Annotated in this window: 15 protein-coding genes; 9 read left to right on the top strand and 6 right to left on the bottom strand. The window is 70.2% G+C overall.

The annotated features are described in order from the left end of the window. Nucleotides 1-68: 68 nt before the first annotated feature. Both TSO221_RS25300 and TSO221_RS25295 read right to left on the bottom strand, forming a co-directional pair. A complete protein-coding gene (locus TSO221_RS25300) occupies nt 69-2,444 on the bottom strand; it encodes a polysaccharide biosynthesis tyrosine autokinase (RefSeq protein WP_247878271.1) in 2,376 nt (791 codons plus the stop codon). A 3-nt stretch (nt 2,445-2,447) separates the two neighbouring features. Then, the gene (locus TSO221_RS25295; protein ID WP_247878270.1) at nt 2,448-3,215 is read right to left on the bottom strand and encodes a WecB/TagA/CpsF family glycosyltransferase; all 768 of its coding nucleotides are present in this window, start codon (nt 3,213-3,215) and stop codon (nt 2,448-2,450) included. A gap of 319 nt (nt 3,216-3,534) precedes the next feature. Here TSO221_RS25295 and TSO221_RS25290 point away from each other — a divergent pair, with 319 nt between their 5' ends. From TSO221_RS25290 to TSO221_RS25250, 9 genes are all read left to right on the top strand, one after another. After that, complete coding sequence (locus TSO221_RS25290; protein WP_109121285.1) at nt 3,535-5,787, top strand: helicase-related protein; 2,253 nt, start codon at nt 3,535-3,537, stop codon at nt 5,785-5,787. A gap of 112 nt (nt 5,788-5,899) precedes the next feature. Then, nucleotides 5,900-7,726: a HAMP domain-containing sensor histidine kinase gene (locus tag TSO221_RS25285; RefSeq protein WP_109121284.1), complete on the top strand. Its 1,827-nt coding sequence runs from the start codon at nt 5,900-5,902 to the stop codon at nt 7,724-7,726. Nucleotides 7,727-7,823: 97 nt separating this feature from the next. After that, nucleotides 7,824-8,795: a thiamine pyrophosphate-dependent dehydrogenase E1 component subunit alpha gene (locus TSO221_RS25280; RefSeq protein WP_109121283.1), complete on the top strand. Its 972-nt coding sequence runs from the start codon at nt 7,824-7,826 to the stop codon at nt 8,793-8,795. Beyond that, the gene (locus tag TSO221_RS25275; protein WP_109121282.1) at nt 8,776-9,864 is read left to right on the top strand and encodes a transketolase C-terminal domain-containing protein; all 1,089 of its coding nucleotides are present in this window, start codon (nt 8,776-8,778) and stop codon (nt 9,862-9,864) included. The genes TSO221_RS25280 and TSO221_RS25275 overlap by 20 nt, the downstream gene beginning before the upstream one ends. Nucleotides 9,865-10,059: 195 nt before the next feature. Continuing rightward, nucleotides 10,060-11,229 (top strand): DegT/DnrJ/EryC1/StrS family aminotransferase, encoded by a 1,170-nt coding sequence (locus tag TSO221_RS25270; protein ID WP_109121281.1) that lies wholly within the window; start codon nt 10,060-10,062, stop codon nt 11,227-11,229. A gap of 25 nt (nt 11,230-11,254) precedes the next feature. Further along, nucleotides 11,255-12,199 (top strand): NAD(P)-dependent oxidoreductase, encoded by a 945-nt coding sequence (locus TSO221_RS25265; protein ID WP_199229620.1) that lies wholly within the window; start codon nt 11,255-11,257, stop codon nt 12,197-12,199. 10 nt (nt 12,200-12,209) lie between these two features. Further along, entirely contained in the window at nt 12,210-13,727 is a 1,518-nt protein-coding gene (locus TSO221_RS25260) for a radical SAM protein (RefSeq protein ID WP_109121280.1), read from the top strand. A gap of 20 nt (nt 13,728-13,747) precedes the next feature. Further along, entirely contained in the window at nt 13,748-14,467 is a 720-nt protein-coding gene (locus TSO221_RS25255; RefSeq protein WP_109121279.1) for a nucleotidyltransferase family protein, read from the top strand. Further along, nucleotides 14,464-15,447, top strand: a complete 984-nt coding sequence (locus TSO221_RS25250) for a kinase (RefSeq protein WP_109121278.1) — start codon at nt 14,464-14,466, stop codon at nt 15,445-15,447. The genes TSO221_RS25255 and TSO221_RS25250 overlap by 4 nt, the downstream gene beginning before the upstream one ends. A 172-nt stretch (nt 15,448-15,619) precedes the next feature. Here TSO221_RS25250 and TSO221_RS25245 read toward each other — a convergent pair whose 3' ends face one another. From TSO221_RS25245 to TSO221_RS25230, 4 genes are all read right to left on the bottom strand, one after another. Continuing rightward, nucleotides 15,620-16,771 carry a GTP-binding protein gene (locus TSO221_RS25245; protein WP_109121383.1) on the bottom strand — a complete coding sequence of 384 codons (1,152 nt, stop codon included), beginning with the start codon at nt 16,769-16,771 and terminating at the stop codon, nt 15,620-15,622. Nucleotides 16,772-16,779: 8 nt separating this feature from the next. After that, nucleotides 16,780-17,265 (bottom strand): Fur family transcriptional regulator, encoded by a 486-nt coding sequence (locus TSO221_RS25240; protein ID WP_109121277.1) that lies wholly within the window; start codon nt 17,263-17,265, stop codon nt 16,780-16,782. A 257-nt stretch (nt 17,266-17,522) separates the two neighbouring features. Then, nucleotides 17,523-19,517, bottom strand: coding sequence for a PhoX family phosphatase (locus TSO221_RS25235; RefSeq protein WP_109121276.1), 1,995 nt, complete (start codon nt 19,515-19,517; stop codon nt 17,523-17,525). Between the two features lie 79 nt (nt 19,518-19,596). Next, nucleotides 19,597-20,878, bottom strand: a 1,282-nt coding sequence (locus TSO221_RS25230; RefSeq protein WP_109121275.1) for a deoxyribodipyrimidine photo-lyase, incomplete at its 5' end; no start/stop codon positions are given.

Raw genomic sequence — 20,878 nt, 5'->3', positions numbered from 1 at the left:
GGGTGGTAAAAGGTAACTTTCCCCCTCTCCCCAAACCCCTCCCCCGCGAGGGGGGAGGGGCTTAATGATCACCGCACCGCGCGCAGGCGGGTCGGCTCGCCGTAGTACTTCTTGGTGGCCTCGTAGTTGCGGTACGGGCCGGCGTAGCCGCCCTTCGCCGCCTTCTTCAGGTTCACGTCGGTCAGCACGCAGACGAACTTCTCGTAGTCGATCGGCCCCAGGTCGGCGACGCCCTGCAAGTCGCCGGCGGTGGTGTGGCCCCAGCGGGTGACGAACAGCACCTTGGACGCCGCCGCGCACACCACCCGGGCGTCGGACACCGCCAGCACCGGCGCGGTGTCGAAGACCACCAGGTCGAAGTGGGGGCTGAGGCCCGCCATCAGCTCGATCACGCAGTCCACGTTGAACTTGTCGAGCGTCGAGGACATCAGCTTGCCGGCCGGCACCAGGGCGAACGGGACCTCCGGGTTGTGGTGGATGATCTCGTCCAGCGCGACGTTGCCGGCGATCCAGTCGGACAGGCCGGCCTTGCCGCCGGTGTCGAACAGGTGGTCGATGCGCGAGCGGCGGAAGTCGGTGTCCACCACCACCACGCGCCGGCCGGCCTGGCTGGCGACCTGGGCGATGGCGAGGCTCATCGAGGTCTTGCCGTCCTGCGGCCGGGCCGAGGCCACCGCGATGGAACCGACCGGGCCGAGGTCCGCCAGATGGTTGCGGAACAGCGCGCGCAGCGATTCGCTGAACAGCGAGAAGGGATGGCGCTGGAACACCTCGTACAGGCGCGCGCTCCGCTTCTTCTTGACCGGGTGGTGCGGCACCACGTGGATGGCGGCGGCGCCCAGGACGCGGCGGATCACCTCCGGGGTGTGCACGCGGCGCTGCATCAGCTCCAGCGCGAAGACCGCGACCACCGACAGCAGGATCGAGGCGAAGAAGCCGGCGACGATCAGCAGCACCCGCATCGGCCCCGACGGCTCGTGCGGCACCTGGGCCTGCGACACCAGCTTGACGCCGGCGGGGAAGGCGCGGTTGTCCTGCTGCGCCTTCACCTCCTCCAGGCGGCCCATCAGCTGTTCGAGCAGCTGGCGCTTGGCGGTGGTGTTGGACTCCAGCGCGCGCAGCTTGACGCCCTCGTCGCTGAGGTTGCCGGCGTACTTGCCCTCCATTTTCTCGATCATGTCGCGCAGGGCCTTCTCCTGCTCGACGGCGACGTTGGCGGACTCGCGCACGCCGTTGATCTCGCGCCGGATCTCGTTCTGCATGGCCCCCGTGGCCTCGCCGAGGCGGGCCTGCAGCTCCTTCACGCGCGGGTGCAGCGGGCCGTACTGCTTGGAGATCTGCGCCAGCTCGGTCTGCAGCGTGGCCACCGTGGCGCGCAACTGCGCCACCACCGGCGACACGATGGAGCCGCCGATGGCGTTCCAGTTGCCGGCGCGCACGGCGCGGTCCAGGGCGTCGGCCTGCGCCACGGCGCGGGCGCGGTTGGCCTCGGCCTCGGTCAGGCGCAGGCGGGTCTGCTCCAACGACTGCACGGCCAGCGGGCCGGTGGCGCCCTTCAGCAGGCCGGACTTGAAGCGGAACTGCTCGGCCTCGGTCTCGGCGGTGGAGACCTCCTGGCGCAGCTTGGTGATGCGCTCGTCCAGCCAGGCGATGGCGCCGGTCGCCAGCTCGCGGTCCATCTGCTGGCGGGTTTCCATGTAGCGCTTGACGATGTCGTTGACGATCGCCGCCGACAGCTCCGGGTTCTTCGCCGTGTAGGCGATGCGGATCACGCGCGAGCGGCCGACGATGCCGACCTCGAGCTTGCGGTGCAGGCGCTCCAGGATGCGGTCGGGGTTGCCGGCCGGCTCCTCCGCCTTCTGCTCGCGCTCGCGCAGCGTGGCGATGTAGCCGCCGGTCCAGTCCAGCGCCGATTTCACCTGCTCCGGCGGGGCGTCGCCCCAGACCTCGCCGACCTTGCCCCGGACGAAGCCCAGCGCCTGCGCGGCCAGCGGCTCGCCCTGCGCCTCCTCCCTGGCGGGCTTGATGAACTCGGGATTGCCCATCAGGCCGAGGTCGGCGACCACCGTCTTCAGGATGTGGTCGGACTTGAGGATCTCGATCTCCGAGAGGATCGCCGCGTCCTCGGCCGGCATGGCGCCGACCACCTGCTCGGTCTCGCGCACGATGCGCACCTGCCGGCTGTCCACCAGCAGCAGCGCCTCGGAGGTGTAGGTGTCCGACAGCGTCGACACGCCGAAGGCGGTCAGCCCGGTCACCGCCGTCATCAGGCCGAGGATCATCCACTTGCGCCCGGCCAGCACCCGGCCGATGAAGCGCATGTCAGGCCCGGCCGCCGGCGGCGTCTGGTCAGCAGCGCCCGGCTGGTACGGCATCGGGGCGGCCGGCCAGGCCGACTGCATCGACGGCAGGCCGCCGCGGTGGGGCGAGGGAAGCTGTTCCAAGGCTCAGACTCCTTGTGCTTGGGCGCCGCTCTGGCGGGCGCTGGCGGCGCGACGCAGCAGCATGAGATTGCGGGCGAAGCGGAAGCCGCCGTGGACGTAGCGGCGGTAGAGGCGGCGCGGCTCCTGCGCCATGCGGTAGGCCCATTCCAGGCCGAGGCGCTGGAAGACCACCGGGGCGCGGTCGAAGCGGCGCGCCATGAAATCGACGATGGCCCCGCCGTTGACGATCAGCACGGGGTGGTCCAGGGATTGGCGGAGCCGCACCGCCATCTCCTCCTGGCGCGGCATGCCCATCGCCAGCACGATGACGTCCGGCCGGTGCCGCCGCGCGCTTTCCAGGTAGCGCTCGGCCGGGTGGAAGCCGTGCAGCATGTCGGCGATGATGTGCGGCGTGGTGTTCTCCAGGTGGATGCGGGCGCGCTCCAGCCAGGGCGTGGCGGTGCCGTAGACGGCGAGCCGGCGCTTGGGCAGGGTTTGCAGCAGCAGCGGGATGAAGTCGGTGCCGTTCATGTTCAGCCCGGGCCCGATGCCCAGCGCCTTGAGGGCGACCGACAGGCCGATGCCGTCGCGCAGCACCACGTCCGACGCCCGGAAGGCGTCGTAGACCGTCGCCGACGACCAGCACAGGTTCACCGCGTGGACATTGACGAACGACAGGATCGTCGGCCTGTCCACCTTTCCCAACGATCTAATCAAGTCGCGCCGCTGCTCGTCCGAATGTATAAGCCGGATGTTGTCGATCAGCGTCAGGACCTCACGCGGATTTGTCATTCGCATCTCCTGACCAATCAGTCGCGCCCACTGTGTTCTTGTCCCAATTACTCAAGTTTGCATGACGCCGCCGCGTTCGGAGAGACGGGATTCGTTACTACCCCCTTCGATCGCGCCGGTCGGTCGGCCGCACCGGGCGTCATGTTGGGAAGGGGCGGCTCCGGTGCCGCGGCGGGATCGGCGAAACCCGGGGACTTGCGGGTTAGCCCGCGGCGGAGGTCCCGCTTACCCCGGCGGGATTCGGCTTGCTGCGCGTGCGTCCGCCGCCCATATAGGGTTACTTTCCGCGGGCAACCCGGCCGCGCCCCAAGGACGAAAAATGGCTTCCGACGACACCCCGAAGACTCCCGGCACCGCCGACGAATGGGACCGGCGCGACGCGCTGCGCGCGGTCGCCGCGGTGGTGCGCGGCGACGGCATCGAGGTGGACGCCGATTCGACGCCGGCGCGCTGGTCGGTCACCGTGGTGCACGACGTGACGGTGCCCGGCACCGACCGCCGGCTGCGCCTGCGCTTCCGCGTGCCGGTCGGCCCGCTGCCCGACGTCGAGGCGGAGCTGTGGGGCCTGCTGGTGGCGCCGGAGGGCTTCGGCCGGCCGCAGGCCAAGCTGCTCGGCAAGCAGGTGAAGACGGCGGTGCTCGGCTCCTCCGCCATCGCCAAGGCCAAGGCGCGCGTCGATGCCTGGTTCCGGTCCATGGAGGAGCGCGCCGCCGGCTTCGGTGAGGCGTGGCGGCCCAAGGCGGTGGCCGACGACCTCGGCCGCGCCGCCACCTTCGGCGGGCGCATTCCCCGGCTTCAGGCGCTGCTCGACGCGCTGGAGGAGGGGTTCTCCACCGCCGCCGCGCGCATCGGCCAGCGCGTGCGGCGCCAGCAGCTGGAGAACGCGTCGGGCCTCGGCGTCTACCTGGACAGCTTCGCCGCCGCCCGCGCCATGGTGCGCAAGCTGCGGCTGTTCGTCGGCCCGACCAATTCCGGCAAGACGCACGCCGCCATGGACCGGCTGGCGGTGGCGGAGAGCGGCTGCTACCTCGCCCCGCTGCGCCTGCTGGCGCTGGAGGGGCAGGAGGCGCTGGAGACGCGCGGCAAGGCGTGCAGCCTCGTCACCGGCGAGGAGCGCGACGTGCGCCCCGGCGCGACCTTCGTGTCCTCCACCATCGAGATGGTCAACACCGTCCGCGTCTGGGGCGCCTGCGTCATCGACGAGATCCAGATGATCGGCGATCCCGACCGAGGCTGGGCGTGGACCCAGGCGGTGGCCGGCGTGGCGGCGCCGGAGATCCTGATGACCGGCTCGGCCGACGCCATCCCCTACGTCAAGCGCCTCGCCGACGCCATGGGCGAGGACCTGGAGGTGGTCGAGTTCACCCGCAAGTCGCCGCTGCGCGTGCAGGAGGAACCGGTCGCGCTCTCCGCCGTGAAGCAGAACGACGCCGTCGTGGCGTTCTCGCGCCGCGACGTGATGGGGCTGCGCCGCGACCTGCTGGCGCGCGGCCACACCGTGGCGGTGATCTACGGCGCGCTGTCGCCGGAGGTGCGGCGCGCCGAGGCGCGGCGGTTCCGCGAGGGGCAGGCCGACGTGCTGGTCGCCACCGATGCCATCGGCATGGGCCTCAACCTGCCCATCGCCCGCGTCGTGCTGTCGGTCACCCGCAAGTACGACGGGCGGGAGGAGCGCGAGCTGAACGCCTCGGAGATCCGCCAGATCGGCGGGCGGGCGGGGCGCTTCGGCATGCACGAGGAGGGCCGCGTCGCCGTGCTGGAGGGCGAGAGCATCAATTCCGTCCGCCGCGCGCTGACCTCGCCGCCGGTGCCGCCGGAGGACCCGCGCTCCTGGATCTCGCCCAACCTGATCCACGTCGAGGCGATCGCCCGCGAGCTGGACACCGACAGCCTGACCAAGGTGCTGCGCACCGCCGGGCAGGAGCTGCTGCGCGCCAGCCAGACCTTCCGCATGACCGACCTGGAGCAGCGCATCCAGGCCGCCGCCGCGGTGGACAAGGCGAAGCTGCCGCTGGCCACCCGCGACATGCTGGCGCGCTGCCCGGTGGACGTGCGCGACCAGAACCAGCTGCGCCTGCTGGCGCAGTGGGCGTTCAACCAGGGCCGCGAAAAGCCCAACACCGCGCCGGAGGCGGCCGAGCGCTTCCACCACCGCGTCGGCACCGACGTCGAGCTGGAGGCGGCGGAGCGCGCGGTGAAGGACCTCACCGCCTACGCGTGGCTGTCCTACCGCTTCCCCGAGGCGTACCCGGAGATGGACCTGTGCCTGGAGCGCCGGGCCATGCTGAACGCCTTCATCGAGCGCACGCTGGCCGAGCGCAGCCTGGCCCGCGCCTGCCCGGTGTGCGGCACCCGGCTGAAGGCGAACCACCGGTTCCGCGTGTGCGATTCGTGCTACGGGCAGCGAGTCGACCGCTCGGCGGGGCCGCGCGGCGACCGCCGCGGCCGCCCGGCGGAGGCCGGCGGGGCGGCGCATCCGCATTTCCACCACGCCCAGAAGCCGCCGCCGGCCCAGCCGGGGCGCGGCCGTCCGCCCTCGCGTCGGCGCGGCGGCAAAGGCACGCAGCCGTAGTACGGCCCGCAAAGCCTTTGATCCCCTTTCTGAATATGAGTAGTATTGCCGCACACGTTCCGCACGCGTTGCGGCACGCCGGATCGCGTCCGGCGCTGGCATTCGGGGGACAATGTTCGAGCGGGGCGGGGAAGATCCGAGCGCGCTGACCATCTACCGGCCGGTGTCCCTCCGGGGGTTCCGGAACGGTGGGAGTCTTCCCGACCGGATCCTGGTCGTCGCGCTGTGGCTCGCCACCATCGCCGCCAGCATCGGCCTGGGGCTGGCCTCCATCATCTACGAATGGTCGGGCGTGCCACTGCACTTCGGCGGCACCGACGTGTACGTCACCATCTACCCGCCGCTGGTCTTCGCCGCCTTCTGGGTGCTGTGGTTCGGCTTCTGGTGGGGTTTCCTGCCGGCCTACCTGTCGACGCTGGCGCTGGCGCTGTATTCCGGCATGCCGGTGGGGTGGTCGCTGATCTTCGCCTTCGCCGATCCGGTCGGGCTGGCGGTGTTCGCCATCGCCTACCGGGCGATTCCCGTGCCGCACGATCTGCGCTCGCTGAACGCGGTGCTGTTCTTCGTGCTGCTGTCCTTCGTCGGCGGCGTGTTCGGTTCGACGGGGTCGTTCATCTGGATCACCACCAGCAACGTCGGTGCCCAGCAGGTGCTGCCGATCTGGCAGGGCTGGTGGCTGGGCGCCTTCCTGCAGAATCTCGGGATCGTGGCGCCGGTGCTGGCGTTGCTGGGGCCGGCGGTGACGCGCTGGCGCTCGGCGCGCTGGACCGGCGCGGGCCACGCCGACGTGACGGCGCGCCACACGCTGGGCGGCGCCGCGCTGATCCTCGGCGGCGTGCTGCTGTTCCTCTACCTGTCGGTGCGCCTGAACGTCGATGCATTCGAGAGGCCACTGGCGACCGGGGCGGCGACCGGGGCGGCGACGCTGGTCGAGTCGACCCGGGCGATCTACTGGGTGATGACGGTGATCATCGTCTTCGCCTCGTACTTCGGCTACCAGCTGTTCACCCAGTGGAAGACGTCGGTGACCCGCTCGACCGAGGAGCTGTCGGCCGCCAACACCCGTCTGGCGGAGCAGACCGAGGCGCTGACCGCCGCGCTGGACAGCGAGCGGGTGGCGCACGAGCAGCTGAAGGCCGCGCAGGCGCATCTGGTGCAGGCGGAAAAGATGGCCTCGCTGGGATCCCTGGTGGCCGGCGTGGCGCACGAGATCAACACGCCGCTGGGCATCGCGCTGACCGCCACCTCGCACCTCGGCGACGAGACGGTGAAGCTGGAGAAGCTGTCCGGCGAAGCCCGGCTGCGCAAGGTGGACTTCGAGCGCTACGTCGGCATCGCGCGCGAGACCACCGGGCTGGTGCAGTCGCACATCGCCCGCGCCGCCGGGCTGGTGCAGAGCTTCAAGCAGCTGGCCAGCGATCAGGTCGCCGACGACCGCCGCCGCTTCCGCCTGCGGGAGTGGCTGGAGGATCTGGCGACCGGCCTCAAGCCGGCGTGGCGCAAGGCCGGCCACGTCATGTCCATCGACTGCCCGGACGGCGTCGAGATCGACGGCTACCCCGGCGCGCTGGCGCAGGTGCTGACCAATCTGGTGATGAACTCGCTCGACCACGGCTTCGCCGAGGGGCAGACCGGCAACCTGCTGGTCACCGTCTCCACGCCGGATCCGCGGACGGTCGAGGTGGTCTACACCGACGACGGCCGTGGCATCCCGGCGGACTGCCGCGCCAAGGTGTTCGACCCGTTCTTCACCACCAAGCGCAGCTCCGGCAACACCGGCCTCGGCCTGCACATCGTGTTCAATCTGGTGACGGCGCGGCTGGGCGGCTGGATCGAGCTGGACAGCCCGGCGCGCGCCGGCGTGCGTTTCGTCGTCCGCTTCCCGCGCGTCGCCCCGCAGCCGGCGCCGCAACCGGTCGAGGCCGACAGCGCGGCCTGAGCCTCCTCCAGCGCGAAGTCCCCCAGAAGACACGGGGCGAAGACTTGTTCCTTCGGGGTAGCCCGGTATACTGCGCCTGAACTTCCGGGTGTCGCCAATGCAGAACGCAGTCGCCGCGGGCACGCCGTCGCTGGAGACGGTGACCCGCCTGTACCACCAGCTCCGCCTGATCCGGGTGCTCGAAGAGGAGGTGGCGCGGGTCTACCCCACCGACAAGATCAAGAGCCCGGTCCACCTGTCCATCGGGCAGGAGTTCGTGTCCGTCGGCGTCTGCGACGTGCTGCAGCCGCGCGACCACGTCTCCATCACCTACCGCGGCCACGCCGCCTACATCGCCAAGGGCGGCGACATGGCCGCCATGGTGGCGGAGATGTACGGCCGGAAGGCCGGCTGCGCGCAGGGCCGCGGCGGCTCCATGCACCTGGTGGACAGCAAGGCCGGCGTCATCGGCGGCTCCGCCGTGGTCGGCACCAGCATTCCGATCGCCGCCGGCTTCGCGCTGGCCGACCGGCGCAAGGGGACGGGTGGCGTGGTCGCCTGCTTCTTCGGCGACGGCGCCTCGGAGGAGGGCTGTCTGGCCGAGACGCTGAACTTCGCGGCGCTGCAGAAGCTGCCGGTGCTGTTCGTCTGCGAGAACAACGGCTACGCCATCCACGAGCCGCGCGCCAAGCGCTGGGCCACCGACCGCCTGTGCGAGCGGGCGGCCACCTACGGCATGCCGGCCCACCACGTCACCAGCGGCGACGTCTTCGAGGTGCGCGCGCGGGCCGAGGAGGCGGTGCGCGCCATGCGCGGCGGCGGCGGTCCGGTGTTCCTGGAGGTCGACTGCTACCGCTGGCAGGAGCACGTCGGCCCCAACCAGGACTACGACCAGGGCTACCGCTCGCAGGCCGAGCTGATCCCCTGGATCGAGGACGACCAGGTGCCGCGCCTCGCCCGCATGCTCGACGCGTCGGTGGTCGAGCGCATCGACGCCGAGGTGCGCTTGGCCGTCGCCGCCGCCTTCGCCTTCGCGGAGGAAACCCCCTTCCCGGATCCCGAGGATCTCTATGACCACGTCTACGCCTGAAAAGGGGCCTAATCCGGGTGAGGGGCGCCTGCTCCGCTACGTCGACGCCCTGTGCGAGGCCTTCGCGCAGGAGATGCGGCGCGACGAGAGCGTCTTCGTCTTCGGCCTCGACGTCGACGACCACAAGTGCATCCAGGGCTCGACCCGCGGCCTGCTGCAGGAGTTCGGGGCGGAGCGCGTGTTCACCACGCCGCTGTCCGAGGATGCCATGACCGGTGTCGCCATCGGCGCCGCCATGGCCGGCATGCGCCCGGTCCACACGCACATCCGCATGGACTTCCTGCTGCTGTGCATGAACCAGCTGGTCAACATCGCCGCCAAGGCCCGCTACATGTACGGCGGCTCGGTCAGCGTGCCGCTGGTCGTGCGCTCGATGATCGGCAAGAGCTGGGGGCAGGGCGCCCAGCACTCGCAGGCGCTGCATTCCATGTTCATGCACGTGCCGGGGCTGAAGGTGGTGGCGCCCTCCAACGCGCACGACGTCAAGGGCTGCATGATCGCGGCGATTCGCGACGACAACCCGGTCATCTTCATGGAGCACCGCCTGCTCTACCCGACCGAGGCCTACGTGCCCGAGGCCGCCTACGAGGTGCGCCCCGGCAAGGCGCGCGTGGTGGCGCCGGGCGAGGACGTGACGGTGGTCGGCATCTCCAACATGGTGGTGGAGTGCCTGCGCGCCCGCGAGTTGCTGGCCGAGGCCGGCGTCTCGGCCGAGGTCATCGACCCGATCTGGCTGGCGCCGCTGGACATCGACACCATCGTCGAGTCCGCTCGCCGCACCAAGCGGCTGGTGGTCGCCGACAATGGCTGGACCAGCTGCGGCGCCAGCGCCGAGATCGTCGCGCAGGTGCTGGAGCGCGCCGGCGACGCCGGCATCGCGGTGAAGCGCATCGGCTTCGAGCCGACGACCTGCCCGCCGTCGCCGGTGCTGGAGGCGAAGTTCTACCCGAACCCCGGCACGGTGGCCGCCACCATCCACGCCATGGTGCGGCCGAAGGACGCGCCGTGGACGCCGGATCCGGAGCGCACCAAGCTGGCCTACCAGACGCAGTTCCGCGGGCCGTTCTGAGACGAGGAATACCCCCACCCAACCCTCCCCCGCTCGGCGGGGGAGAGCTTCATCTCCTTCCCCCCCAGCGGGGGAAGGTCGGGATGGGGGATCGGTGCGAGCACTCTCCGCCCCATTAATGATCTCTTGACCAATATTCCCCTACCGTTCCGCGGCGGGTAATAGGCCCGCGGCCGACGTGCAGGGGTGGTGCGGATGTTCTACGAGTTGGCGGCGTCCTCCTGGGGACCGGAAGAAGTCGAGGCGATGCAAAAAGTCATCGCGTCGGGCCAGTTCACGATGGGGGCGGAGGTCGCGGCCTTCGAGCGCGAGTTCGCCGCCTATTTCGGCATGAAGCACGGCATCATGGTGAATTCCGGTTCCTCGGCCAATCTGGTCGGGGTGGCGGCGCTCGCCTACAAGAAGGACCGGCCGCTGCAGCGCGGCGACGAGGTCATCGTCCCGGCGATCTCCTGGGCCACCACCTACCATCCGCTTCAGCAGTACGGGCTGAAGCTGCGCTTCGTCGATGTCGAGCTGGACACGCTCAACATGGACGTCTCCAAGCTGGAAGAGGCGCTGACGCCGCGGACCGGGGCCATCGTGCCGGTGTCGATCCTCGGCAACCCGGCCGGGCTCGACGTGGTGCGTGCCTTCGCCGACGCGCACGGCCTGTATGTGCTGGAGGACAATTGCGAATCCATGGACGCCGAACTGGACGGCCGCAAGACCGGCACCTTCGGCGACCTGAACACCTTCAGCTTCTTCTTCTCGCACCACATCTCGACGATGGAAGGCGGGATGATCCTGACCGACGACACGGAGCTGGCGCACCTCTGCCGCTCCATGCGGGCGCACGGCTGGACCCGCGATCTGCCGGCCGACACGCCGCTGTACGAGCGCCGCTCGTCGGACCATTTCGAGGCGTACCGCTTCATCCTGCCCGGCTACAACGTCCGCCCGCTGGAGCTGGAGGCCGCGGTGGGGCGCCAGCAGCTCAAGAAACTGCCGGCCATGACCGCGGCGCGCCGGAAGAACCTCAAGCTGTTCCAGGAGCTGTTCGCCGGCGACGAGCGCTTCATCATCCAGCGCGAGAACGGGAAGTCCTCGTCGTTCAGCTTCACCATCATCCTCAACCCGGCCCGCAACCCGGACCGCGAGAAGGTCTTCGCCGCGCTGAAGGACGCCGACATCGGCTTCCGCATCATCACCGGCGGCTGCTTCCTGCGCCACGACGTGCTGAAGCACTACGACTACGACACGGTGGGCCCCATCGAGAACGCGTACCTCGCGCACGACCTGGGCTTCTTCGTCGGCAACCACCCGCACGACCTCTCGGCGCAGATCACGCGCCTGCGCGAGGTCCTCGACACCACCTGCCGTTAATTTTCTGGCCGCTGAGGGCGCTGATATGGCTGAGACGATGAACATCCTGATCACCGGCGGCGCCGGCTATCTCGGCTCCATCCTGGTGCCGGCCCTGCTCGACGCCGGTCATAAGGTGACCGTGCTCGACAACTTCATGTTCAAGCAGAACCCGCTGGCGCATGTCTGCGCGCACCCCAACTTCGACGTGGCGCGCGGCGACTGCCGCGACGAGGCGACGCTGGCGCCGCTCATCAAGAGCGCCGACGTGGTGATCCCGCTGGCCGCCCTGGTCGGCGCGCCGCTGTGCGACATCGACAAGACCGCGGCCACCACCACCAACCGCGATGCGGTGCTGACGCTGATCCGCCTGCTGTCGAAGGACCAGCGCCTGATGATGCCGGTCACCAACTCCGGCTACGGCGTCGGCGAGAAGGGCAAGTTCTGCACCGAGGAGACGCCGCTGCGTCCCATCTCGTTGTACGGCCGCACCAAGGTGGAGGCCGAGGCGGCGGTGCTGGAGCGCGGCAACGCCATCTCCTTCCGCCTCGCCACCGTGTTCGGCATGGCGCCGCGCATGCGCATCGACCTGCTGGTCAACGACTTCGTCTACCGCGCCGTGTTCGACCGCGCGGTCATCCTGTTCGAGCCGCACTTCAAGCGGAACTACATCCACATCCGCGACGTGGCGCGCGCCTTCGTCCACGGCCTCGACAACTTCGAGACCATGAAGGACCGGCCCTACAACGTCGGCCTGTCGGACGCGAACATTTCCAAGTGGGAGCTGTGCGAAAAGATCCGCGAGCACCTGCCGAAGTTCGTCTTCATCGAATCGCCGATCGGCGAGGACCCGGACAAGCGCGACTACATCGTCTCCAACGAGCGCATCGAGGGCACCGGCTACAAGCCCGCCTTCTCGCTGGACGACGGCATCCGGGAGCTGATCAAGGGCTACCGGATGATCCGCAACGCCGTGCACGGCAACGTCTAGGACCACGGCCATGACCACGCCCATTTCCGGCCAGCCCCTCGACCTTCTGCTGATCACCCCCGGCGGCCGCGACGCCATCTACCAGGAGCTGGGCGAGGAGCTGACGGCGGTGGAGCCGCCGCTGTGGGCCGGCCTGATCGCCACCTACTGCCGCCTGAAGGACCACCGCGTCGCCATCATCGACAGCGAGGCGGAGCGCTGGGGGCCGGAGACGGTGGCGAAGAAGGTCGCCGAGCTGAAGCCGCGGCTGGTCGGCATGATCGTCTACGGGCACCAGCCCTCCGCCTCCACCCAGATGATGACCGCCGCCGGTCCGGCCTGCCGCGCCATCAAGGCGGAGGCGCCGGAGGTGCCGGTGATCATCGTCGGCGGCCACGTCGCCGCGCTGCCCGAGCGCACGCTGCGCGAGGAGGCGGTGGACTTCGCCTGCACCGGCGAGGGGCCGGTGACGGTGGAGACGCTGCTGCGCGCGCTGGGCGACGAGGTCCCCGATGTGTCCCAGGTGCCGGGCATCGTCTACTGGGACGGCGGGGAGGTGCGCCGCACGCCCGGCGCGCCGCTGATCGAGGACCTCGACCGCGACCTGCCGGGCTCGTCCTGGGACCTGCTGCCGATGGACCGCTACCGGGCGCACAACTGGCAGTGCTTCGGCGACCTGGGATCGCGCAAGCCGTACGCGTCGATCTACACGACGCTGGGCTGCCCGTACAAATGCAGCTTCTGCTGCATCAACGCGCCCTTCGGCAAGAACGGCTACCGCTTCCGCAGCCCGGAGGCGGTGCTGAAGGAAATCGACATCCTGATCGAGAAATTCGGGGTGCGCACCTTCAAGATCGTCGACGAGATGTTCGTGCTGAACGAGAAGCACGTCACCGCGATCTGCGAAGGGCTGATCCCGCGCAACGAGAAGCTCGGCGGCGCGCTGAACTTCTGGGCCTACGCCCGCGTCGACACGGTGAAGCCGGCGATGCTGGACATGCTGCGCCGCGCCGGCTTCCGCTGGCTGGCGCTGGGCATCGAGTCGGGCTCCAAGCACGTGCGCGACGGCGCCAAGAAGGCGCTGAAGAGCGAGGACATCGTCGGCATCGTCCGCGCCATCCAGGAAGCCGGCATCAACGTCATCGGCAACTACATCTTCGGCCTGCCCGACGACGACGCGCAGTCGATGCGCGAGACGCTGGACCTTGCCAAGGAGCTGAACTGCGAGTTCGCCAACTTCTACTCGGCCATGGCCTACCCCGGCTCGCCGCTCTACAACACCGCGGTGGAGAAGGGCTGGGAGCTGCCGGACGCCTGGAGCGGCTTCTCGCAGCACAGCTACGACTGCAAGCCGCTGGCGACCGAGAAGGCGTCGGCGGCCGAGGTGCTGGCGTTCCGCGACAGCGCCTTCAACGAATATTTCACCAATCCGCGGTACCTGAAGATGGTCGACCAGCGCTTCGGCGCCTCGACCAGCGTCCACATCCGGCAGATGACGCGCCATTCGCTGCGCCGCAAGCTGCTGGAACCGGTGGACGCTCCGGCGTAACCCGGGGGAAAGGACCGGCGGTGCAGCCCAAAGAGGCCCTGAGCAACATCGACGTCGCGGTGCTGGCCGGCGGCCTCGGCACCCGCATCCGCGGCGTCCTCGGCGACACGCCCAAGGTGCTCGCCCCCATCGCCGGCCGGGCCTTCCTCGGCCACCTGCTGGATTATCTGGCGCAGTTCGGCACGCAGCGCGTGGTGCTGTGCCTGGGCCACCTCGCCGACCGCGTCACCGCGTGGCTGGCGCAGGGCGGTCACAGCCTGGACGTGGTCTGCGAGATCGAGCCGCGGCCGCTCGGCACCGCCGGCGCCATCCGCTTCGTGCGCGGCGAGCTGACCACCGACCCGGTCATGGTGATGAACGGCGACACCTTCCTGGACGCCGACCTGCGCGCCTTCGTCGCGTCGCACCGGCTCTCCGGCGCCGAGGCCTCCGTGCTGTGCGTCGAGGTGGACGACGCCGCGCGCTACGGCCGCGTCGAGATCGGCGCCGATGGCCGCGTGATCCGCTTCGCCGAGAAGGCGCCGGGCCACGGCACCGTCAACGCCGGCGTCTACCTGTTCTCGGCCGCCTTCCTCGACCGCCTCGCCGCGTCGGAGGCGGTGTCGCTGGAGCGCGACGTGCTGGAAAAGCTGCCGGCGGGAACGCTGCACGCCGCCGTGGTGCATGGCCGCTTCATCGACATCGGCACCCCGGACAGCTTGGCGCGGGCGCCGGCGGTCATCGCCGGAGAAGGCAAATGATCATCAGCCGCACCCCGTTCCGCGTGTCGCTGTTCGGTGGCGGCACCGACTTCCCGCAATGGTACCGCAAGCACGGCGGCGCGGTGATCGGCGGCGCCATCGACAAGTACTGCTACATCAACGTCCGCCCGCTGCCGCCCTTCTTCGAGCACAAGCACCGCATCGTCTATTCCGCCATCGAGCTGGTGAAGGAGATCGGCGAGATCCGCCACCCCTCGGTGCGCGCCGTGCTGCGCGAGATGGAGATCACCGAGGGGCTGGAGGTCCACCACGACGGGGACCTGCCGGCGCGCTCCGGCCTGGGGTCCAGCTCGTCGTTCACGGTGGGGCTGCTGAACGCGCTGTACGCCTACCGCGGTCACATGGCGACCAAGAAGGAGCTGGCCGAGACCGCCATCCGCATCGAGCAGGAGGTGATCGGCGAGAGCGTTGGTTCGCAGGATCAGGTGTGGGCGGCGTACGGCGGGCTGAACCGCATCGACTTCCGCACCGATGGCGGCATCGACGTCAACCCGCTGATCATCACACCGGAGCGCCGCGCCGAGCTGGAGGACAGCCTGACGCTGTACTTCACCGGCTTCTCGCGCATCGCGTCGGATATCGAGAAGGACAAGATCAAGAACCTCGGCCAGCGCAAGACGCAGCTGCACACGCTGCGCGCCATGGTGGACGAGGCGGCGGCGATCCTCGGCTCGCCCAACCAGCCGCTCGACCAGCTCGGCCAGCTGCTGAACGAGGGCTGGCTGCTGAAGCGCGAACTCTCCCCCGCGGTGTCCAACGGCAAGATCGACGAGCTGTACGAGGCGGCGATGTCGGCCGGTGCGCTGGGCGGCAAGCTGCTGGGGGCGGGCGGCGGCGGCTTCCTGCTGGTCTACGCCCCGCCCGCGGCGCAGGCGCGCGTGCGCGAGCGGCTGAAGAACCTGATCGCCGTGAACTTCCGTTTCGACGGCGGCTCGAAGATCGTGGTGTACGAGCCGTAAGGCTTTGCCAAAGCCCTCCCCCGCCTCTGGTGGGGGAGGGTTGGGTGGGGGTAGCGGCGTGCCCGAGAATCAATGCCTGCCATCTCCGCCGTAGCTCCCACCTTCCCACGCCTGCGGCGCGGGCCCCTTCCTCCCCCGCCGGAGGCGGGGGAGGGTTAAACGTGGTGACGGCCTACTCCGGCCGTGCGCCTTCCGGCACCTCCGGCGCCGTTCCCTCGCCGCGCACGAACCCGTTGAACAGATCCTCGATCACCTGGTGGCCGACGTCGCGGGTGATGAAGACGATCTTCGAGCGGCGGTCGTCGGTCGGCCACGCGTCCAGCCGCACCGGCGGGTGGAACATGTGCTGCACGCCGTGGACGACGATGGGCAGCTCGCTCTCCGGCACGTTCAGCATGCCCTTGATGCGCAGCAGGTCGGGGCCGCGGGTGGTGATCAGCGCCTCCATGAAATCGACGAAGCGGTCCCAGGGGATCGGCTGCTCCTCGACCATGCAGAAGGCGCGGATGTGGTCGTCGTGGCGGTTCACATCGTGGTGATGGTCGTGCCCATGGTCATGATCGTGGTCATGCCCGCAGTCGGGACCGCAGGCCTCGCCGTGCTCGTGGTCATGCTCGTGGTGATGATGGTGGCCGTGCCCCTCGGCGCGGTAGGCCTCCTCCTTCAGCCAGCGGGCGACGTCCGGGGCCTTGGTGGCGGGGTTGTAGAGACCGGCGTCGAACAGCTGCGCCGGGTCCACGTCGCCGAACGCCGCGGGGATCACCGGGGCGGCCGGGTTGATGACCGCCAGACGCTTCAGCAGTTCGGCCGTCGCCGGCGGGGATGCCGCGTCGGTCTTGGTCAGCACGATGCGGTCGGCGACGGCGGCCTGCTTGACACTCTCCGGGTTGCGGTCGAGCTGGTCGGAGCCGTGCACCGCGTCCACCGTGCTGATGACGCCGTCCAGGCGGAAGCGGGCGGCCAGCAGCGGGTCGCTCATCAGCGTGTGGATGATCGGCGCCGGGTCGGCCAGCCCGGTGGTCTCCACCACCACGCGGTCGTACTCCGGGATCACGCCCTTGACGCGCTTGAGGAACAGGTCGCGCAGCGTGTCCACCAGGTCGCCGCGGATGGTGCAGCAGACGCAGCCGCTGTCCATCACCACCATGTTCTCCGACGCCTTGGCGACCAGCAGGTGGTCGAGGCCGACCTCGCCGAACTCGTTGATGACCACGGCGGTGCGCGCCATGCCCGGGTGGTGCAGCAGCTTCTGCAGCAGCGTGGTCTTGCCGCTGCCGAGGAAGCCGGTCAGCACCGAGACGGGGAAACGGGTGGCGGGCGTCATGGCGTCGCTCACGGGGACTTCTCCTGCAAGTCAGGCTTTTGGCAATCGGGGCAGGTGCCGCGGACCTCGACGGTCGGGCGGCGGACCTGGAAGCCGCGTTCGGAGGCGGCGGTGCGGATGGCGTCGTCGACGCGCGGGTCGTCCAGCTCGACCGCGTTGCCGCAGGCCTCGCAGACGAGGAACTGGCCGGCGTGCATGGCACCCGGTTCGGCGCAGCCGATGTAGGCGTTGAGGCTCTCGATGCGGTGCACGAGCCCCTGCTCGACCAGGAACTCCAGCGCGCGGTAGACGGTCAGCGGCGCGGCCGGCTTGCCGTCGCGCTGCGTCAGGTCGTCGAGGATGGCGTAGGCGCCGCGCGGCTGGTGGCCCGACCACACCAGTTCCAGCACCCGGCGCCGCAGGCTGGTCAGCCGCGCGCCGCGCTCGGCGCACAGGGCGTCGGCGCGGGTGAGGGCATCGGCGATGCAGTGGGCGTGGTCGTGCGCATGCAGCATGGTGTTATGATATAACACTCTATGCGGCCGGCGACAGCACACAAGCAGCGGAACCGTGCTATGCTTTTCGTGGGCGGCCGAAACACGGTGAAACTCTCGGCCGTAGTCCCGGCTTGCCGGTGAGCGCGTGGAGGTGCCGGGTGCACGCCCGGAAGAGAGCCCTCCCGGCTGTCCACCCTTCAAACGTGAAAGGGCGGCCCCCACAGGGAGCCGCCCTTCGCCCTTCGCGGCGGTTGTTCCGCCGTCCTTGAAAAAACTTACGACCCGATCACACCACCGCCCGTCTTGGTGATCGCCACCACCGAGGGGCGCGGCGGCGTGCCGTCCTTGAAGTCGGGCCAGCGGGTGGCCGGGTCCTCGAAGGTGGACACCTTGCCCTTGAAGCCTTCCCACAGATCCACGCCGTCGGTGGCCGGGTGCTGCACGGCGACGAACAGCGTCCTGTCGTCGGGCGTGAAGCAGGGGCCGCACATTTCGGCACCCACCGGCACGCGGAAGAACATCTTCGACAGGCCGCGGCGGGGGCCGTCGGTCTCGATCGCCCAGATGCCGTCGGCGGTGCCCGACGCCTTGGCCCAGGCCGTGCCCTGGTCGGTGGCGACCCATAGGCGGCCATGGTTGTCCGCCGCGAGGTTGTCGGGGCAGGCGAACCAGCCGTTGTCCGTGGTCTCGGCGTGGAACTGCCCGCCCACGGCGGGTGAGCCGCCGCGCACCAGCATCCGCCACTCCGACTTCATCGCCGCGTGATCGCCGTCGATGGGCAGGATCTCGACGATCTGGCCCCACTCGTTGGCGGCGCGCGGGTTGACGGCGTCGATCTGCTCCGGCTTGCGCTTGTCGTTGTTGGTGAGCACGACGTAGACGCGGCCGGTCTTCTGGTTGACCTCGATGTCCTCCGGGCGGTCCATCTTGGTGGCGCCGAGCGCGTCCCCGGCGAGGCGCGCGTGCACCAGCACCGTGGCCTGGTCGGGGAAGCCGTTCTCTGCGGTCAGCGGGCCGTGGCCGTGGACGAGCGGCAGCCAGTCCACCGTGCCGTTGGCGCCGAACTTCGCCACATACAGCGTGCCCTCGTCGAGCAGGTCCATGTTGGCGGCGCGGTTCTTCGCGTTGAACTTCTTCTTCGCGACGAACTTGTAGACGTAGTCGAAGCGCTCGTCGTCGCCGGTGTAGGCGACCACGGTGCCGTCCTTGCCCACCGCCAGCGTGCACGCCTCGTGCTTGAAGCGGCCGAGCGCGGTGCGCTTCTTCGGCGTGGCGTTCGGGTCGTAGGGGTCGATCTCCACCACCCAGCCGAAGCGGTTGGCCTCGTTCGGCTCCTTGTTCACGTCGAAGCGGTCGTGGTGCTGGCCCCAGTTGAAGACGTTGGCCGGGATGCCGTAGCGCTTGAACGCCTTGGCCTGCGGGTGGTCGTCGGCGAGCTTGCCCCAGAAGTAGCTGTTGACGTTCTCCTCGCACGACAGCCAGGTGCCCCACGGCGTCACGCCGCCGGAGCAGTTGTTCAGCATGCCGCGCACCCGCCGGCCGGTCGGGTCGCCGGCGGTCTTCAGCAGCGCGTGGCCGGCGGCGGGGCCGCTGACGGCGATCTCCGTCTCCGCCGTGATGCGGCGGTTGAACGGCGACTTGGCGTCGTAGGTCCACACACCCTTGACCTTGCGGATCTCCACCACCGAGCCGCCGTGCGCGGCCATCTCGATGTCGACGAGCTCCCTGGTCATCTTGGCGAAGTTGGCCTTGCCCTGCTCGCCGCCGAGGCCGGGGAACATCACCTCCTCGTCGGTGTACTCGTGGTTCACGCAGAGCAGGCCGCGGTCGGCGCTCTTCGAGCCGCGCGGCAGCGGCGCGAAGCCGACGAAGTCGTTGTTGTAGCCGAACTGCTGCGCCTGGGTGGCGGCGGTCTGCTTCATCGGGTCGAAGGCCGGCGCGCCGGGCAGGATCGGGTCGCCCCAGCGGATCAGCACGCGGGCGTCGTAGCCCGGCGCCACGTGGTGGGTGGCGTCGACGCCGTGGGCGATCTCGGTGAAGGTGAAGGCGGGCTTGCCCTCGGCCGCGGCCATGCCCTTTTCGGCGGCCTCGGCCGGGCGGACGGAGAGCAGCGCCGGGCCGGCCAGAGCGCCGGCCAACAGGCCGCGCATGACGTCGCGGCGGCCGAAGCGTTCCTCCAGCACGTCCGCCAGCGTCGGGTTGCCGGTCGGGTTGCTGCCGATGTCCTCGAGGGCGTCGGCGGCCAGGAACTTGCTGCCGCGGGTGTCCATGTGTGCCTCTCCCTTGTTGCTTGAGCGGCACGTTAGCGGCGGCGCATGACGGTTTCTTTGCGGCTCGGTGACGCCCCGGTTAATTCCCGCGGATGGCGGAGAAGGCGGCCAGCGCACGCTGGCGCGCCAGGCCGTGGTCGACCACCGGGCGCGGGTAGGTGACGCCGAGCCGCACGCCGGCCGCCGCCAGCGTCGGGGCCGGCGCCTGCCAGGGCTTGTGGATCCATTCCTCCGGCATCTCGGCCAGTTCCGGCACCCAGCGGCGGACGTAGCCGCCGTCGGGGTCGAACTTCTCGCCCTGGGCGACCGGGTTGAAGATGCGGAAGAACGGCGCGGCGTCGGCGCCGCTGCCGGCGACCCACTGCCAGTTGGCCGGGTTGTTGGCCGGGTCGGCATCGACCAGCGCCTCGCGGAACCACGCCTCGCCGGCCTGCCAGGGCAGCAGCAGGTCCTTCACCAGGAAGGAGGCCACCACCATGCGCACCCGGTTGTGCATCCACCCCGTCGCCAGCAGCTGGCGCATGCCGGCATCGACCAGCGGATAGCCGGTGCGGCCGTGCTTCCACGCCGACAGCAGGTCCGGATCCTCGCGCCAGGGGAAGGCGGTGAAGCGCAGGTCCAGCGGCTTCTCGGCGAGGTCCGGGGCCTGTCGCAGCTGGTGCTGGCAGAACTCGCGCCAGCCCAGCTCGCGCAGGAAGGCCTCGATGCCGGGCGCGCGTTCGGGGTGGGCGTCGGCGGTGTGGCGGGCGGCGTGCCAGACCTGCCGTGGGCCGATCTCGCCCCAATGCAGGTGCGGCGACAGCCGCGAGGTGCCGTCCAGGGAGGGGATGTCGCGGTCCGCGGCGTAGCGGGTGACCGGGCCGTCGAGGAAGCCGGCGAGCCGCGCGCGCGCCGCCGCCTCTCCCGGCGTCCAGCCGTCGTCCGCGCCGTCGGTGAGATCCCAGTCGGCCAAGCGGTCGGAGCGGACGGGAGCGGGCGGGGCGGGCAGCCGCTCCGGCGCGCGCAGCGGTCTGTACGGCTCGGGCAGGGCGCGGCAGGCGCGCCAGAACGGGGTGAAGACGCGGTACGGCTCGCCGGCCTTGGTGCGCACCGCCGCGGGGTCGAACAGGAGGGCGGCGTCGTAGCCCTCGCCGCGCACGCCGCGGGCCTCCAGCGCGGCGGCGACGCGGCGGTCGGCGTCCTCCGCGGCGGGGTCGGGGCGGCGGTTCCACAGCACGGCGCCGGCGCCGGTCTCGGCCGCCAGCTCGGCCAGCACCGCCGAAGGCTCGCCGCGGCGCAGGACCAGCGGCGAGCCCAGCGCGGCGAGGCCGACGGCCAGCGCCTCCAGGCTGCGGTGCAGCCAGCGGCGGGGCGCGGCGCCC

It is taken from the genome of Azospirillum sp. TSO22-1, assembly GCF_003116015.1.
In the GTDB taxonomy this organism is placed as follows: domain Bacteria; phylum Pseudomonadota; class Alphaproteobacteria; order Azospirillales; family Azospirillaceae; genus Azospirillum.
Note: the sequence above shows the minus strand (reverse complement) of the source record. Positions and strands in the feature narration are given on the sequence as shown.